Annotated in this window: 18 protein-coding genes and 1 tRNA gene; 5 read left to right on the top strand and 14 right to left on the bottom strand. The window is 61.4% G+C overall.

The annotated features are described in order from the left end of the window. The first annotated feature begins 58 nt into the window (after positions 1-58). Complete coding sequence (locus VOI18_RS10640; RefSeq protein ID WP_323762388.1) at positions 59-880, top strand: sterol desaturase family protein; 822 nt, start codon at positions 59-61, stop codon at positions 878-880. A gap of 50 nt (positions 881-930) precedes the next feature. Here the strand turns inward: VOI18_RS10640 and VOI18_RS10635 are convergent, their stop codons facing one another. From VOI18_RS10635 to VOI18_RS10620, 4 genes are all read right to left on the bottom strand, one after another. Beyond that, complete coding sequence (locus tag VOI18_RS10635; protein WP_323762387.1) at positions 931-1185, bottom strand: hypothetical protein; 255 nt, start codon at positions 1183-1185, stop codon at positions 931-933. A 171-nt stretch (positions 1186-1356) separates the two neighbouring features. Beyond that, positions 1357-1433: transfer RNA gene (locus VOI18_RS10630), tRNA-Met, on the bottom strand. Between the two features lie 95 nt (positions 1434-1528). Further along, entirely contained in the window at positions 1529-3586 is a 2058-nt protein-coding gene (locus VOI18_RS10625) for a methyl-accepting chemotaxis protein (protein ID WP_323762386.1), read from the bottom strand. 130 nt (positions 3587-3716) lie between these two features. After that, complete coding sequence (locus VOI18_RS10620; protein WP_323762385.1) at positions 3717-4049, bottom strand: energy transducer TonB; 333 nt, start codon at positions 4047-4049, stop codon at positions 3717-3719. Between the two features lie 337 nt (positions 4050-4386). Here VOI18_RS10620 and VOI18_RS10615 point away from each other — a divergent pair, with 337 nt between their 5' ends. Next, complete coding sequence (locus VOI18_RS10615; protein WP_323762384.1) at positions 4387-5454, top strand: malate/lactate/ureidoglycolate dehydrogenase; 1068 nt, start codon at positions 4387-4389, stop codon at positions 5452-5454. Positions 5455-5456: 2 nt separating this feature from the next. Here VOI18_RS10615 and VOI18_RS10610 read toward each other — a convergent pair whose 3' ends face one another. The 8 genes from VOI18_RS10610 to VOI18_RS10575 form a co-directional block, all read right to left on the bottom strand. Next, complete coding sequence (locus VOI18_RS10610; protein WP_323762383.1) at positions 5457-5951, bottom strand: thioesterase family protein; 495 nt, start codon at positions 5949-5951, stop codon at positions 5457-5459. A 114-nt stretch (positions 5952-6065) separates the two neighbouring features. Continuing rightward, positions 6066-7499, bottom strand: coding sequence for a dihydrolipoyl dehydrogenase (gene lpdA / locus VOI18_RS10605; RefSeq protein ID WP_416374877.1), 1434 nt, complete (start codon positions 7497-7499; stop codon positions 6066-6068). 91 nt (positions 7500-7590) lie between these two features. Then, the gene (locus VOI18_RS10600; protein WP_323762381.1) at positions 7591-7800 is read right to left on the bottom strand and encodes a hypothetical protein; all 210 of its coding nucleotides are present in this window, start codon (positions 7798-7800) and stop codon (positions 7591-7593) included. Between the two features lie 254 nt (positions 7801-8054). Further along, a complete protein-coding gene (locus VOI18_RS10595; RefSeq protein ID WP_323762380.1) occupies positions 8055-8879 on the bottom strand; it encodes a restriction endonuclease in 825 nt (274 codons plus the stop codon). Between the two features lie 2 nt (positions 8880-8881). Further along, complete coding sequence (locus VOI18_RS10590; protein ID WP_323762379.1) at positions 8882-9943, bottom strand: ParB N-terminal domain-containing protein; 1062 nt, start codon at positions 9941-9943, stop codon at positions 8882-8884. A gap of 172 nt (positions 9944-10115) precedes the next feature. Then, complete coding sequence (locus VOI18_RS10585; RefSeq protein WP_323762378.1) at positions 10116-11381, bottom strand: dihydrolipoamide acetyltransferase family protein; 1266 nt, start codon at positions 11379-11381, stop codon at positions 10116-10118. A 3-nt stretch (positions 11382-11384) separates the two neighbouring features. Further along, positions 11385-12398 (bottom strand): alpha-ketoacid dehydrogenase subunit beta, encoded by a 1014-nt coding sequence (locus VOI18_RS10580; RefSeq protein ID WP_323762377.1) that lies wholly within the window; start codon positions 12396-12398, stop codon positions 11385-11387. A 3-nt stretch (positions 12399-12401) separates the two neighbouring features. Next, complete coding sequence (locus VOI18_RS10575) at positions 12402-13631, bottom strand: 3-methyl-2-oxobutanoate dehydrogenase (2-methylpropanoyl-transferring) subunit alpha (protein ID WP_323762376.1); 1230 nt, start codon at positions 13629-13631, stop codon at positions 12402-12404. A gap of 184 nt (positions 13632-13815) precedes the next feature. Here VOI18_RS10575 and VOI18_RS10570 point away from each other — a divergent pair, with 184 nt between their 5' ends. After that, positions 13816-14295: an Lrp/AsnC family transcriptional regulator gene (locus tag VOI18_RS10570; RefSeq protein ID WP_323762375.1), complete on the top strand. Its 480-nt coding sequence runs from the start codon at positions 13816-13818 to the stop codon at positions 14293-14295. 56 nt (positions 14296-14351) lie between these two features. On the opposite strand, the gene VOI18_RS10565 is transcribed toward VOI18_RS10570, so the two are convergent. Then, positions 14352-14915, bottom strand: a complete 564-nt coding sequence (locus tag VOI18_RS10565) for a TetR/AcrR family transcriptional regulator (protein WP_323762374.1) — start codon at positions 14913-14915, stop codon at positions 14352-14354. Positions 14916-14960: 45 nt separating this feature from the next. On the opposite strand from VOI18_RS10565, the gene VOI18_RS10560 reads away from it, so the two are divergent. Then, positions 14961-15341: a hypothetical protein gene (locus tag VOI18_RS10560; RefSeq protein WP_323762373.1), complete on the top strand. Its 381-nt coding sequence runs from the start codon at positions 14961-14963 to the stop codon at positions 15339-15341. 13 nt (positions 15342-15354) lie between these two features. After that, entirely contained in the window at positions 15355-15732 is a 378-nt protein-coding gene (locus VOI18_RS10555; RefSeq protein ID WP_323762372.1) for a hypothetical protein, read from the top strand. A 46-nt stretch (positions 15733-15778) separates the two neighbouring features. Here VOI18_RS10555 and VOI18_RS10550 read toward each other — a convergent pair whose 3' ends face one another. Then, a complete protein-coding gene (locus tag VOI18_RS10550) occupies positions 15779-16072 on the bottom strand; it encodes a type II toxin-antitoxin system RelE/ParE family toxin (protein WP_323762371.1) in 294 nt (97 codons plus the stop codon). Position 16073 lies beyond the last annotated feature (1 nt).

The following is a 16073-nucleotide window of genomic DNA, read 5'->3' as shown; positions in this document are numbered from 1 at the left end:
CGACCGGAGGCTGAGCGGCTGGCATTGGAAACCGAACCCGTTCTGTAAGGAGGTTTCCATGACCAAATCCCCGCTTGCCCTGCACGAAGCCCTGCTGCCCACCTTGCAGACATTGCCCGAATTCTTCCTCGCGGATCTCATGCGATACCTGGTCTTTGCCGGCGGCGTCTATCTGATCGTCAATGTCACGCTCGCGGGGTGGCTGGCCCGGCGCAGCCTGCGTACGACACCGGTGCCATGGCGCCAGATACGGCGGGAAGTCCTGACTTCCCTGCGCTCTGTCTTGATATTCAGCCTGGTCGGCCTGCTGGTCATGCTTGAAATCCTGACCGGGCATTCACGGCTCTACATGGACCCGACGCAACACGGACCATTCTGGTTTGGCGCATCGCTGGCCATCCTGATTTTTGCCCACGATGCCTGGTTCTACTGGACCCATCGATTGCTGCACCGGCCGGGCTGGTTTCGCCCGCTGCACAGCCTGCACCACAAGTCCAAACAGCCGACCGCGTGGACGGCCTATGCCTTCAACACCGGCGAGGCCGCCATCCATGCGCTCTTCTTGCCGCTCATCCTGCTGGTGCTGCCGACACCGGGGCTTGTCGCCTTCCTGTGGGGCATCCACCAGATCCTGCGCAATGCGATCGGCCATTGCGGCGTCGAACTGTTCCCGGCCGACAAGTCCGGGCGGCCACTGTTCGACTGGATGACCACGGTCACCCATCACGAGATGCACCACGCCGAGGGCGGTTGGAATTTCGGACTCTATTTCACCTGGTGGGACCGCTGGATGGGGACCGAGCATCCCGAATACCATGCCCGTTTTGCCCGTGTGTCCGGCCGGTCGGGCGAAGGCGCGCCCGACAACAGGCCAGCCTGATGATTCGCCGGCGACGGATGGTTGGGCGGGTTCCGCGGGTGCGGTACGGCCTACTGGTTCGAACGGGACAGTGTGCCGGCATCGTGCGCGGCCTCGTCGAAGCCCCGGCGGCGCGAGATCACCAACACGGTCGACAGGACGCCGCCCAGCACCAGGCTGACCGCCGTTCCCAGCCCCAGGGCAATCCAGCCATGCAGGCTCATCTCGACGCCGGCCAGCTTGATCATCCCGAAAATCACAAAGGCACCGCAGGCCACGATCGCGACGATCGCTGCCAGGATTGTAAGCGTATTGGATCGGGACATGGCGGGCTTCCTCAAGCTGGGGCACCTGTATGCCCGAGCGCACTCCCCACAACCACAGGACCAAGCGCCGCAGGCGCAATTGCCGCAGGGGCTCGCTCGATCAGGCTCACGCGGTCTGGTTTCCGCCTTGTCGCAACATCTCGGAAAACAGGGAAGGGAAACGGGGAAGAATGGTGGCGAGGGAGAGACTTGAACTCTCGACCTCACGATTATGAGTCGTGCGCTCTAACCAGCTGAGCTACCTCGCCACACAGGTTCCTCCGCGAGGAGGAGGGACGGCATATACGCGCAGCGCCCACGGCTGGCAAGCCGTGGGCGCTGGCAGATTTCAGTTCGGCTGCAATCAGGCTGCGCGAACTTCCGTGAGGAATTGTTCGACCGCCGATTTGAGCGTGTCGGACTGCCGTGACACGGCCAGCGACGCCTCGAGAACCTCACCGGCACTTTCGCCGGTTTCAGAGGTCGCCTGGTCAACTTCCTGGATATTGGTAAAGACCTGGCTGGTGCCATCTGCCGCTTCCTGGGCCGAGCGGGTAATCTCGCCAGCCGCCGCACGCTGCTCTTCCATGGCAGCCGCGATGGCCGTCGCGATCTCGCTCATCTCGTGGATCGTGCCACCGATTGACGACATCGCCTCGACCGCCTTGGCCGTTGCGCCCTGGATACCGGAAATGTGCTCGGAGATGTTCTGGGTGGCGGCACCGGTCTGGCTGGCCAACGCCTTCACCTCGGAAGCCACGACCGCAAAGCCCTTGCCGGCCTCACCAGCCCGAGCGGCCTCAATCGTCGCATTCAGGGCCAGCAGATTGGTCTGCTCGGCAATGTCGTTGATGAGGCTGACGATATTGTCGATCGACTTGGCCGCATCATCGAGGCGCTGAACATCGCCATTGGTCTGTTCGACCTGGTCGACGGCGGAACCGGCGATCTCTGTCGAGCGGGAAATCTGCTGGGAGATCTCGCCGATCGAAGACACCATTTCCTCGGCAGCCGCAGCAACGGTCTGGACGTTCTGCGAAGCCCCCTCGGACGCCTGGGCGACCGCGGCAGACTTGCCGGTGGTGGCGGCAGCCGTCGAGCTCATGGCCCGGGCCGCAGTCTCCATGCGGGTCGCCGCTTCGCCAACCTGACCCAAGGCATCGCCCGACTGCTGTTCGAAGGCCTGGATCAGGCTTTCGATGGCCGCCGACCGCTTTTCCTTCATGCGGCGCTCGGCTTCGGTCTCTTCCTCGAGGCGAGCCCGTTCGATAGCGTTCTGGCGGAACACATCCACCGAGCGCGCCATCGCACCGATCTCGTCCTTGCCTGGCGAGAAGCCGAGATTGACATCGCTATTGCCCTCAGCCAGGGCACCCATCGTACGGGCCATGGCGCTCAGTCGCTTCAACAGCATGTTGTTGACGTAGAAGATGGCGATTGCAGCGGCGACGCCGAGGCCGATCGCGGCGATCGCGATGAGCAGGATGCGCCCGGTAATGACGGCTGAATCCGCCGCCGACGTCGCATCGGTGACGCGGCCGGCCACCTGGGCCTTGAACGCCTGGACACTGGCCAGCAGGGCCTCGGCAGAGATGCGCGCTTCCTCGGCGACCACTTCGGCAGCGGCCACGGCGCCCAGCTCGCTCTTGCGGAGCTCGAAAATGCCGTTCTCGCCGTCGCCGAAATTGATCAGATTGTCGGATTGGGTCTGCATCACATCGGTTACGATCGCGCCGAGGATGGCAAAATTCACGTCCAGCTCGCCGGCAGCCTCATCCCAGCGGTCAAGAATGACATCGACTTCACCGGTCGAGGCGGCCGTGTCGACTTCGTTGTACTGGATCAGCATCTGGTTGGCCGACAGCAGGGCCCGCAGCAGGCTTTCAATGTCCGCTTCGTCGCTGGAATCCAGGGCGCCTTCGACGCTGGAGGACAGGGCGGCGCGGGCATTGCGGGCATCATTGGTGGCGGCCCAACGACGATCCCGGATCTGCAAGCGGCGCTCGACCACTTCATTCATGCTTTCGACAAGCTCGTTCAGGTCCGCTACGGCCGTCCGCAGGGCGGTGGTTTCGCCAACACCCGACAGGGCTTCGAGCTGCTGCAGCTCCTCGCCGAGCGAGTCGCGATAGCCAACGACGCGGTTGTAGTTCTCCAGGCGCGCTTCAACCGTGGTCGATGCGGCAAACACGCTGAGGGCCTCGCTGAGGCCGACACTGTATTCGGAGAGGGCGTCGACTGCCTGGGTTTCCGGAATGGCGCGATCGGCAATCTGCTCGACTGCATAATTCGCGGAGTTGAATCCGGTGACCCCGACAATGGCCGCGATCAGTGTCATGACCGAAGTCAGCGCAAATGCCGCAAGCAGCCGGACCCGGATGCTGGTGGTTTTGCTGAGAAAAGTTTCAAGCACAGAATTCATTTCACGGCCCCTAAGGCTGATGGCCTGACCCAAAAAAGATACGGCGACGCTACCGCGCCGCCGTAAATGAATTCTTATTATGGTAAACGCTTTTCAGTTCTTTCGCTGATTTGCGCTTTGTCTCAGGGTGTTAACCGCCGAGATTGAAGTCGAACCGCTGCTGCATTCCGGTCGTAGCCGCTGCAGCCGGGGCATATTCCCAGCCTTCAATGGCCCGCAGGACAGCGCGATCAAAGACGCCTTCCGGCTCGGCCTCGACAACGGTGGCCTCGGCAATCGAGCCGTCTTCGGCCACGGTATACTCGACCACTGCGTATCCTTCGATACCGCGACGCTCTGCGCCTCGCGGATATTCTGGCGCTTCCACACCCGTACGTTCACGGTCCTGAGCCAGTGCCGGCGCCGCTGTGAAAGCCATGGCAGACATCGCTGCCGCCAGAATCATGGTTCCCGTCTTTTTCATGACTTACCCTTCATCCATTTTACAAAGTGGCGCGTCCGGGATTTTCCCCGTGTTCGAACGCCGTTGTTGAATTCGTGCGGGTCGTTTGCTGCCCGACGAGATGGATCATGCCCGATAGCGGTTGCCAAACGCTTAAATCCGGACGGAAAAGGCAGAATTCTGTTCGATTTTTTTGTGTAATAAATACAGGCGGTTAGGGCAGAAAAATTGGGATTGTCGGACGGTTGTGCCAGAATGCGACAGGTTTCGAACCGAGTTATGCTTAATAAAGCGATAACGGCCGACATCAAATCTTATGCAGTCGGACTTTTGACGGCGACGAGGTAGACAACTCCCCATGAACCCACCGGAACGCCGCATTGATGCGCCAACCCTGACCGCTTTCTGTGAGCGCCTGCTGCGCCAGGCCGGTACTCGGGCGGAGGATGCTGGTCCGGTGGCCCATCATCTGGTTGATGCCAACCTCAAGGGCCATGACAGCCACGGCGTCGGCATTCTGCCGGCCTATGCCAGCCACATCCGTCGCGGGCAGGTCTGCCTCGACGCCAGCGACACGATGCTGACCGATACGGCCGTCCTGTTGCGGATCGATGCGGGTGGCGGCTGGGGCGCTCCCGCCGGCGAACGGTTGATCCGCCAGGCCAGTGCCAAGGCGAAATCCGGTGGACTGGCGGCCGCAACGATCGGGAATGCCCATCATCTCGGCCGCATCGGCGCCTATGCCGAACAGGCCTCCGCGGCCGGACTGATCTCGATGCACTTCGTCAACGTCACAGACCACGCGCCGCTGGTGGCGCCCTATCGCGGTTCCGACGCCCGCTTCGGCACCAATCCCGTCTGCATCAGCTTTCCCGCGACAGACACACGTCCGGCCTTCCTGCTCGACATCGCCACCAGCCAGATCGCCCTGGGCAAGGCCCGGGTCGCCTCCAACAAGGGCCTGCCCGTGCCTGCCGGTTCGCTGATCGACAAGCAGGGCCGCCCTACCACAGATCCGTCGGGCATGAGCGGTTTCGAGATTGAAGGCGCCCTGACCCCGCTGGGCAAGCACAAGGGTTATGGTTTGGCCTTTGCCTGCGAGTTGCTGGCTGGCGTGCTGGGCGGGGCCGGAACGATCCAGCCCGACCATCCCCGCTCCGGCGGGCTGAAAAATTCGATGTTCTCCATCCTGATCGACCCGGATGCCTTCGGGGACCGTGCCTGGATGCAGGCCGAGACCGACGCCATGGCCCGCTACGCCCTCGCCTCCCCGCCGATGGATTGGGACAGCCCGGTCCTCTATCCCGGCGACCCGGAACGCGCCATCGCCGGCAAACGCGGCAAGGAAGGCATCCCGCTGGACGAGATCACCATAGGGCAATTGAATGAGACGTCAGACACGTTGGGGATGACAGAGCGAATCTAGCGCTACGTCAGCTCCGCCCCGACCAGCCCGAACGCCGCCATCACATCCTCACCGATCCGCATCGGGCGGCGGGTGTCGCGACTGATGCGGCACCATTCGGTGGTGGCGCGGGCAGAGAAGCGTTTGGCGCCGGGCTTGCGGATGTCGACATGGCGGTCAAAGCGGGGGCCGTGGGGTCGACCGAGCCAGGTGCGGATCTCGGCGGTCTCGCCGGGCAGGATCGGGTCGCGGTATTCGATCGTGTGTTTCAGCGCCACCCAGACCTCGCCGCTGATCAGGTCATCCGGTGCGATGGCGTGCCAGTGGGTGATGGCGATATCCTGGACCCAGCGCAGATAGACGACATTATTGACGTGACCGAGCTCGTCGATATCGGCCTCGCCCGGTTCGATCCGGCGCAGGAAGGCGGTCTCGAAAGACACACAGCCCAGGCCTTCGCCCGCGACCGCCTGGTCGGCCCCGATGATGCCGGAAAGGAAACTGCCGGTGTCGTCCATGGTGATCCCGCCTGATTGCCCCAGAGGGGACAGGTATAATTAACGCGTCACGTCCCGATCCAGAAGCTCGGCGGAGCCACGCGTTAATTATACCTGTCCCCTACGCCAGACGCCCTACTTCTTTGGCGCCGAAATATGGATCGGGTGCCCCAGCGCCGTCAGCGCCGCTTCGGCGAAGCCTTCGGTCAGGGTCGGGTGGACGTGGATGGTGCCGGCAATATCGTCGAGGCGGGCACCCATCTCGACCGCCAGGGCGAACTCACCGGACAATTCGGAGACATGGGTGCCAACCGCGTGGATGCCGAGGATGACATGATCGTCCTTGCGCGCGGTGACACGGACGAAACCGCCATCACTGCCCGCTTCCATCGACAGGTATCGTCCGGAGGCGGCGAGCGGGAATTTGCCGGTGATGATCTCTTCACCCTTGGCCTTGGCCTCGTCCGGCGTCAGGCCGACGCCGACGATTTCCGGCTCGGTGAAACACACGGCCGCAATCGAGACCGGGTCATGCTCGCGGCGATGACCGGCGATGATCTCGGCGACCATCTCGCCCTGGGCGGTGGCCTTGTGAGCCAGCAGCGGCTCGCCGACGACATCGCCAATGGCGTAGACGCCGCGCATGCCGGTGCGGCACTGGCTGTCGACCTTGATGAATTTTCCGCCATCCAGATCGAGGCCCATATTCTCCAGGCCCCAACCGTCCAGGCAGGCCTTGCGCCCGACCGCGACCAGGATCTTGTCGGCCTCGATGGTCTGAGCCGCACCCTTGGCGTCCTCATAGGCAAGAACGGCCTTGCCGTCCTCTTCGGTCACACCCTTCGCCTTGCAGGACAGGTTCACCGCGACCTTGTGCTTCTTCAGCCACATGGTGATCGGGCGGGTGATCTCCTTGTCGTAGAGCGGCAGGATACCGTCGGATGCCTCGATGAAGGTGACGTCCGAGCCCAGCTTGCGATAGGCAATGCCCAGCTCAAGGCCGATATAGCCGGCTCCGACCACGACCAGTTTCTCCGGCAGTTCGGTCAGGTTCAGCGCTTCAGTCGAACCAATGACCGTGTCGCCGAAAGGCAGGAAGGGCAGTTCGACCTCGACCGATCCGGTGGCGAGGATGACATTCTCGGCGGTGATCTCGATCTTTTCGCCATCATCCATTGTGACGACACAGGTTTTGGCGTTCTTGAACTCGGCCCAGCCGACAATGTGCTCGGCGCCTGCTGCCTTGATCAGCTGACCGACGCCGCCGGTGAGCTTGGATACGATGCCGTCCTTCCAGCCGACCAGCTTGCCCATGTCGAGCTTGGGCGCTTCGGCCAGCGAGATGCCCAGCACGTCGCTGTCGGCATGCTTGCCCATGTCCTCGAACTTGGTCGCGGCGTGGATCATCGCCTTGGACGGGATGCAGCCGCGATTGAGGCAGGTGCCGCCCAGCCCGTGCTTGTCGACAATGATGGTGTCCAGACCCAGCTGGCCGGCGCGGATGGCGGCCGGATAGCCGCCCGGGCCACCTCCGACAATGAGGACTTGGCAAGACCGTGTCTGCATCACAGGCGCTCCTTGGAAGATCAACGCACGAAACCGCGTGTTTCGCGGACGGATTTAGCGGCTTGGCCGGGAAAGGGGAAGAGGCTGACTGAGGCTAGGCCGCCCGGATCATCCGCCGCCAGAGCAAGGAGCCGAGCGGTGCCAGGACGGCGACCAGCACAAAGCTGCCGAACACGACCTGCGGCATCCATTCCGACGGCATGCCGACTTTCTTGTGGTAGAACATCAGAACGAAGACCAGCCCCGCCCAGACGGCGGTGACCGTGACAAAATCGGACCAAGTCTGTTTTACATGTGTCGCCATCCGGAGTCCCCTCTGGCGACCTTTGTGCCTTCGAGCCCACACCAACGTCAAGCAGTGCGGTGGTTCGATCTGACGCGCCATGATCATCGGGAAACACCTTGTCGCCGGAAACTGGGTCAGCAGGGATACCGGCTTAACATCAAGCCCGACTAGCGGACCGCCTGGCCTGAGCCTGGTGAGCTATCAGAGCATTCCAGACGCACTAATGCCGGGGGATTGGCGGTGGGCGGTTCCGCGACCAGTCAGCGCTAATTTTAGTCGTCGAAGTATCCGGATTCAGTCAGGTGTGCAGCCAATTGGCGCCCATCAATTACCAATACGCCCGACCTCGAGGCGAAATCCCACCCAAATTTCGAGACGTTACCCGAAGTGACAAGTACGGCAAAAATTGGATCGTAGGGCCGGATGCCAAACCTGTCTGACCGCGTCGGACTATAAGCACTAATGCCATTCCGAACCATACCGACCGAACCAATCAACTCCCGTACATCAGAAATTTTGAAATTTGTCTTTTTATAGTGCTTTGCTTGACCAACTACATAAGTACTAAAGTTATCAATCAAAGAATATGTCGCACCATCATCTTGATTTACAGTTAGATCAATTTTCCCAACAAAATCGACGCCGTCATCTTTCGATGCAGGCGTAATTTTATAAGAAGAAGCACCCATTGAAACAAGAAACGCGACCATGAGGGCTTCAAAACCATTAGCATCTAGCGCATCGATTCTTTCGATATTCGCGCCAATTTTCGAGCGCCGAGAACGGATTAAGCGCTCGTCGGCCGCCATCCCGTCATGGCTCCATGCCATCCCTCGAATGTAATCATTGCCTGTACCAATTATTTCAAAATCTACTGGATAGTTATTTGCAACGCAAAGCTCGTAATGATCAACCACCGTCCGACGAATATCATTGAAGTTCCTCTCGCAAAACTCCACGACATCTTCAGATCGACCAGTATCCTTTAGTAAACAATACGAGTCAGCAAAGGCATCTAAACATCTAATAGGACCAGAATTTATATCAAAATTCTGTATTAAGAACTCCGCCACTTTTTTGATGGAAGGGTGGCCCATGATCACTCAGACGCCAGCCCCGTCGCGAGTTTAGCCAGTTTATTCAAAACGTCTTTGTCGTCCTGAGTAAAATCCTTCACAACAGCGAAGGGAATTGCCTCAAGAGCATTCAATGCCGCTCCGACATCCCTCCGCCAGCGCTTCGACTGCTCCTGACTTCTCGCTAGAGTTACAGAATCGAAAAAGCTCGCGGATTCATCGAGGAGCACACGCGTGGCTTCGCCATTTTGGAGAATATTTCGGAGCTCGCGGACATCAGAGTACGTTCGAATTTTGGGCTCACGTGGGCGCCCACCGTCTTCCTGTTCCGTCGGCGTAATCAACTGATAGAAATTCTCAACTTCGGCTTCTTCATCGAACTGAAACGTCTCCGCATTCCACCCAAGCCACTCCCGGACCCTCGGAAGTGAGACAGCCTCATGAAAGATCGGGTACATGTCTGGCTTCGCGAATCCACCAAAATCCTCGTTTTGCTCCATCTGCTTTAGAGCTTTGATCGCTCTGTAACGGCGGTTGCACTCTTGGACGCTTAGCCCAATCCGTCCGGCGACATCCTGCCCATCAAGACCAAATTCATCTCGCAGCTCCTGGACTAGTTTGGCACTTTGATATCCGCCCCACTCTTTGATGCCGCCAACATGACGAATGCCCATCAGGACATGCCGAAAAAACTCTTCGTTGCCCTGCTCGACGACGATACACGGTACAGCTTGGAAAAGCGCAGCTAGTCGACCGTCATTGTCTTCTATTAGCCCCTCCTCGAGATCGCGCTGAATCAGCTTCAAGCTCGCTATCCGACGGTTCCCTTCAATCACGATATAGCGATTTGGTTCCTCGCCGTACGGCTCGACAACAATGCGTTCAACTGGAATAAACCCGTTCTTGAGGATAGACTCGCGGATTTCTTCCAAGCCTATTTGGCGAAGCGTTTTGAGCGCCCGGTCTTGGTGCTTATCAAGGTGCCGCGCATCATCTGGCACACTCCGATACTCGCCAACGTCATGGTATCTATAGTTGTTCGGGTCGAGAATAATCTGGTCGAGCGGTAAGTCCGTCGCATTCATGTGCGCAATCCCTTTTCGTGAGGCAAGAGACCTAAGCTCCTGCCGACGCTCGAGTCAAAGCTGTGGCTATGCCACTCCGATGTCTGAATGGCAGCGAACCCCGAAACCCGCAAACTGATCGGGCAGTTGCTACTACCCAGCATCACTATATCGTTGCTGAACCAACACTTCACTACATAAACAGAGTCGCCGGATTCTCCAGATAACCCTTCACGGCCTGGATCAGCATAGCCGCCTCATAGCCGTCGACGATGCGGTGATCGAAACAGCTGGACAGGTTCATCAGCTTGCGCGGCACGACCAGGCCCTCGGCATTGTAGCGCGGCAGGGTCTGCATCTTGTTGACGCCGATGATGGCGGTTTCCGGGGCGTTGAGGATAGGCGTTGTGACCAGACCACCAATCGCCCCCAGCGAAGTGATGGTGATGGTCGAGCCGGTCAGCTCGGCCTTGGTCGCCTTGCCGTCCTTGGCCGCTCCGGCGAGACGCTTCAGCTCGGCGGCGATCTGCCAGATATCAAGGCTCTCGGCATGCTTGATGACCGGCACCATGAGACCGTTCGGCGTTGCCGCGGCGACACCGCAATGCACGGCGTCATGCTTGGTCAGCAACATCGCCTCGCCGTCGAAATGGGCATTGGCTTGCGGCGTGTTGGGCAGCGCCTTGGTCAGCGCCATCACCAGGAAGGGGATGAAGGTCAGCTTGGCCTGGTCATCCGACTTGCTGGCATTGAGATGGCCGCGGAGCTCTTCCAGCGCCGTGACATCGATTTCCTCGACATAGGCGATATCAGGAACAGTTCGCTGGACGTGCGACATGTTCTCGGAGATGCGGCGACGCAGGCCGATCACCTTTTCCTCGGTCACGCCGGTCCGCGGCGCCCGGACGGACGAACTGCCCGATCCCGAGCGCGCGACCAGACGGCCACCGGATTTGATGAAATCATCCAGGTCGTCATGGGTGACACGTCCGGCCGGGCCGGTACCCGGCACATTGGCCAGGCGGATATCGGCCTCCAGGGCGCGTTTGCGCACAGCCGGGCTGGCCAGCGGGCGCTCGCCATCGGTTCGGCTGGCGATGGAGGGCGCGTCTGCTGCAGCCACAGGCTCGGCGGCTTTGGGTGCGGCCGGTTTGGCAGGTTCGGCGGGCTTCACCGCTTCGGCTTCAGCCTCGGCGTCGGCTTCAGCGGGCACAGCACCGTCGACCGCGATGAACATGATCTCGGTGCCGACGGCGATGACATCACCCGGCGCGCCAACCAGCTTGCTCACCGTGCCATTGACGGCGCAGGGGATTTCCACGGTGGCCTTGTCGGTCATCACGTCGAGGACATGCTGGTCCTCGGTGACCGTGTCGCCTTCCTTGACGTGCCATTCGACGATTTCCGCCTCGACGATCCCTTCGCCGACATCGGGCATCTTGTAACGATATTCGCTCATCGATCAGGCCTCCAGAACGGTGTTCATGGCATTGATGAAACGGTCCGGCCCCGGGAAGTAGGACCATTCATGGGCGTGCGGATACGGCGTGTCCCAGCCGGTGACGCGCTGGATCGGCGCCTCGAGCGCGTAAAAGCACTCTTCCTGGATTTGCGCCGCCAGCTCGGCCGCGAAACCGGAAGTGCGCGGCGCTTCCTGGGCGACAATGCAGCGCCCGGTCTTGTTAACCGAGCGGGCAATGGTCTCGATATCATAGGGGACCAGCGTCTTGAGGTCGATGACTTCAGCGTCGACGCCGGCCTTCTCGGCCGCCGCCTGGGCCACCAGGACCAGCGTGCCGTAAGCGACGATCGTGACCGCCGAACCCTCGCGCACCACTTCGGCCTTGCCGATGGGCAGGCTGTAATGATCCTCGGGCACTTCGCCCTTGGGATGATTGGCCCAGCTCGACAGGGCGCCACCGGAGTGACCGTCGAAGGGACCATTATAGAGGCGTTTCGGCTCGAAGAAGATGACCGGGTCCGGGCTCTCGATCGCGGCGATCAGCAGGCCCTTGGCGTCGTAGGGATTGGACGGCATCACCACCTGCACACCCGGCACCTGAGTGAAGAAGGCTTCCGGGCTCATCGAGTGGGTCTGGCCACCGCGGATACCGCCGCCGCAGGGCGTGCGCACCACGACCGGCGTCGTGAAGGCACCGGCGGTGCGATAGCGGATGCGCGACATCTCCGAGACGATCTGGTCGAGACCGGGGAAGATATAGTCCGAGAACTGGATTTCAGCGACCGGCTTCAATCCCTTCGCGGCCATGCCGATGGCCATGCCCATGATCGCCGCCTCGTTGATCGGCGCGTCAAAGGAGCGGTCGAGGCCGTATTTGGTTTGCAGGTTCGCGGTGACGCGGAAGACGCCGCCGAAATAGCCGGCATCCTCGCCAAAGCTGATCACGTCGGGATCGCGTTCCATCATGTTGTCCAGGGCCGAGTTGAGGGCCTGGATCATGTTCATCTTGGCCATGATCTAGACTCCCAGGTCCTGGCGCTGGCGACGCAGGCGCCAGTCCGGTTCGGCATAGACATCCTCGAAAATCGACTCGACCGGCGACAGCGGACCGTCATGCAAAGTGCCGTGGCTCTCGGCTTCCTTGTAGGAGGCGATGACCAGCTCGTTGAGTTCCTTTTCGAGCGCGGCGTGGCGCTCCTCGTCCCACTCGCCAAGCCCGATCAGGTGCTGCTTCAGGCGCTCGATCGGATCGCCCAGCGGCCAGATCGCATTCTCGCCCTTGGGACGATAGCCGGACGGGTCGTCGGAGGTGGAGTGTGCATCGGCGCGATAGGTGAAGTGCTCGATCACCGTGGTGCCATGGCCGGCACGAGCCCGCTCGGCGGCCCATTGGGTCGCGGCGTAGACGGCGAGGAAGTCATTGCCGTCAATGCGCAGGGAGGCCAGGCCATAGCCCATGCCCTTATAGGCAAAGGTCGGCGCGTCACCGGCAGCGATGCCCTGGAAGGTCGAGATCGCCCACTGGTTATTGACCACATTGACGATGACCGGCGCCCGATAGGTCGAGGCCAGCACCAGCGCACCATGGAAATCGCCCTCGGCGGTCGAACCGTCACCGATCCAGGTCGCCGCGATTTCACCGTCACCGCGATACTCGCACGCCATGGCATAGCCGACGGCCTGCGGCAGCTGGGTCGCCAGATTGCCGGAGATCGAGAAGAACTTGCCCTCGGCCCAGGTATAGTGAACTGGCAGCTGGCGGCCCTTGAGGTTGTCGCGACTGTTGGAGATGCAGTGGCACATCATGTCGACGATGTCGCGACCACGGGCAAACAGGATGCCCTGCTGGCGGTAGGACGGGAACACCATGTCGTCCTTGCTCATCGCCATCGCACCAGCAACGGCCACGGCCTCTTCGCCTGTGGACTTCATGTAGAAGCTCATCTTGCCCTGACGCTGCAGCTTCAGCATGCGGTCGTCATAGACGCGGGTCAGCACCATGTGGCGCAGACCTTCGCGCAGAACGCCGGCATCCAGCTTGGGGTCCCACTCGCCGACCGCCTGGTGGTTATGGTCGAGCACACGGACGAGGCCGAGCGCCAGATCGCGGGTCTCCATTCCGGGCACCGCCGTGTCGGGGCGCTTGGCCTCGCCGGCCGGCGGAATGTCGATATGGGAAAAATCAGGCGTGTCGCCGGGCCGGACATGTGGCGCGGGAACGTGGAAGCGGGGTTCAGAGTGTGCCATGGGCTCTCGCTGAAAACATCGGCAATACGTGCCTAAACGGGCGTCGCCGCCTGATGCGGCCACGCGACAGGCGTCTAGCGCGCAAGAGCGGGTCTTGTCCAGCATAGCAATGCGGTGCCATTTCGGGGTTCGCAAGTGCGGAAACTTGAATTATTTTCCCTCCAAATGATGATTTGAGGAAATAATGACCGTCACCCTGGACACGATTGATGTACGCATTCTCGAAGCCCTGCAAGCCGATGCGGGTCGATCCGTCGCCGACATCGCCGAAATCGTCGGCCTGACCCCCTCGCCGTGCTGGCGCCGCATCCGTCGCCTGGAGACCGAGGGCATCATCAAACGCCGCTCGATCCAGCTCGACCGGCGCATGATCGGCCTGATGTTCACCGCCTATCTGGAAGTGAAGATCCAACCGGCCCGCAAGGCCAATTACGAGAAGTTCGAGAAGGCCATCCAGAGCTTCCAGGAAGTCACCGAGGCCTGCACCATGACCGGGCCCTATGATTACCTGCTCAAGATCGTGACCCCGGACATCGACGCCTACAACGAGTTCATGCAAGACAAGATGATCCCGCTGGACGTGGTCGGCGACTTCCGTACCTCGGTGCAGATCCGCAACGTCAAGGAAGGCCGAGGCCTGCCCTTGGGACATATCGACGGCTGACGGACCGGTCCGGATTTCGCCAGTGCAGCATGGATTGGCAGCAGGGGGCGGCGGCGTCAGCGCGCCGCCAGCAAGGCGCTGACAGCCAGGCGGATATCATCATCGACACCCTCCGGCACCGCCTTGTCAGGCAAATAGAGCCGGACGGCGCCCAGCGGGACGCCGATCAGGGCCAGGCGGACCCGTTGCAACGGCAGGCGTTGCTCAAACGCGAACCGTTCCAGCCCCGCCTTGCCTTGCCCATTGATCTGATCGAGACGGGCCCGCATTTCCGCCGGCGCCTTGTCGGACATCATCTCGGCGCGTCGCCCCATGGTGAGGATCAGGGCCCGGGCCACCTCCTCGCGACAGAAGGCGGGGGTGGCCAGCGCTGCCGCCAACCCTGCCTCTCGTGTCCCGGCCGCCAACGCCACAAGAAATCGTTCCTGAAACGCCTCCACCGCGTCCAGCCAGGCGGCGGCCATCAGCCCCTCGCGTGAGCCGAAGCGGTGATAGATCGATCCGGTCGACACGCCGGCCGTCGCGGTGACGGCCTGCAGGCGCACCTCCCCCTGCTCGACCAGACAATTGGCCACAGCAGCAAAGACAGTGTCATCGAGGAAGCTTGACGGTCGGCCCATAATAGAACATTTTTTCTAGAACATAAATTTCAGTACGGATTGATCATGAACATCCTCGCCGCCTTGGCAAGCCTGAGCGCCTTCATCACCTTCGCCGTCCACACCTTTGCCGGCGGACGTGTCGTTGCCCGGCCGTTGCTGGCAGACACCCATCTGCCGCCGGCCAGCAAATGGCTGAACTATTATTGCTGGCACATCACCACCGTCCTGCTGGCTGCCATGGCCCTGGCCTTCGCAGCGACGGCCCTGGACGCCCGTTTCGCCGCCTTTCCCTATCTGCTGGGACCTTTGGCCTTGTGCCTGTCCGGTCTGAGCGCCGCCATCGCCATCAAGGCCGGGATGCCGCCGCTGCGCCTGCCGTCGACCAGCCTGTTCGCCCTGACCGGGACGTTGGGTGTCGCGGCCATCTTCGCCAATCCTGTCTGAGCGAGGCCCGCCCATGCTACTCGTCGCTGCAAGCCTGACCGTGCTGGTCGGACTGTTCCACTCCATCGCCGGAGAGGTCCGCCTGATCCGCCCGCTATTGGCAATGCCGGACCTGCCGACACTGGGTCATGGCCCCTGGTATGCCCGCGCCCTGATCCGCACAGCCTGGCACATCACAACGCTGACCTGGTGGGGAATTGCGGCCATGCTGGTTGTCATTCATCGCGCGCCGCTTCCGGATCACGCCCCGCTGCTGTGGATCATCAGCGCCGTCTTTACCGTGAGCGGCGTGGCGGCCCTCATCCTGAGCCGGGCCAAGCACCCGGCCTGGCTCGCTTTCCTGCCAATCGCCGGGCTGACCGGGTTGGAGGCCTCGATGAGGGCGTCGTGAAACCGCCCAAGACACCAATCTGCCATCAGCTGCGCTCAAACTGCGTTCACGCCTCCGGACCAAAATCCCGGTCCTCGCGGCTATGCCAGAGACGCAGGATGAAAATGGTGCCGGCGGCAATCTCATACCGCATCTCGTAGTGACCGATGATGATCCGGCGCACTTCGCGCGGCTCATAAACGTCCAGTTTCTCGCCAATACGAGGATGGTTGAGCAGGCAGTTCGGGGCTCGGGCGATTTCCTGCACCACCCGGACCGCCGTATCCGGAGCGACCGGTTCCAGAAAGTCGTGGAGCCGCGCGAGGTCACCGCTGGCCTTGGCGGTCCATTCGATCTTCATG

The sequence above is a fragment of the Maricaulis sp. genome (genome assembly GCF_034670125.1).
In the GTDB taxonomy this organism is placed as follows: domain Bacteria; phylum Pseudomonadota; class Alphaproteobacteria; order Caulobacterales; family Maricaulaceae; genus Maricaulis.
This window is presented reverse-complemented; position numbering and strand designations above follow the sequence as displayed.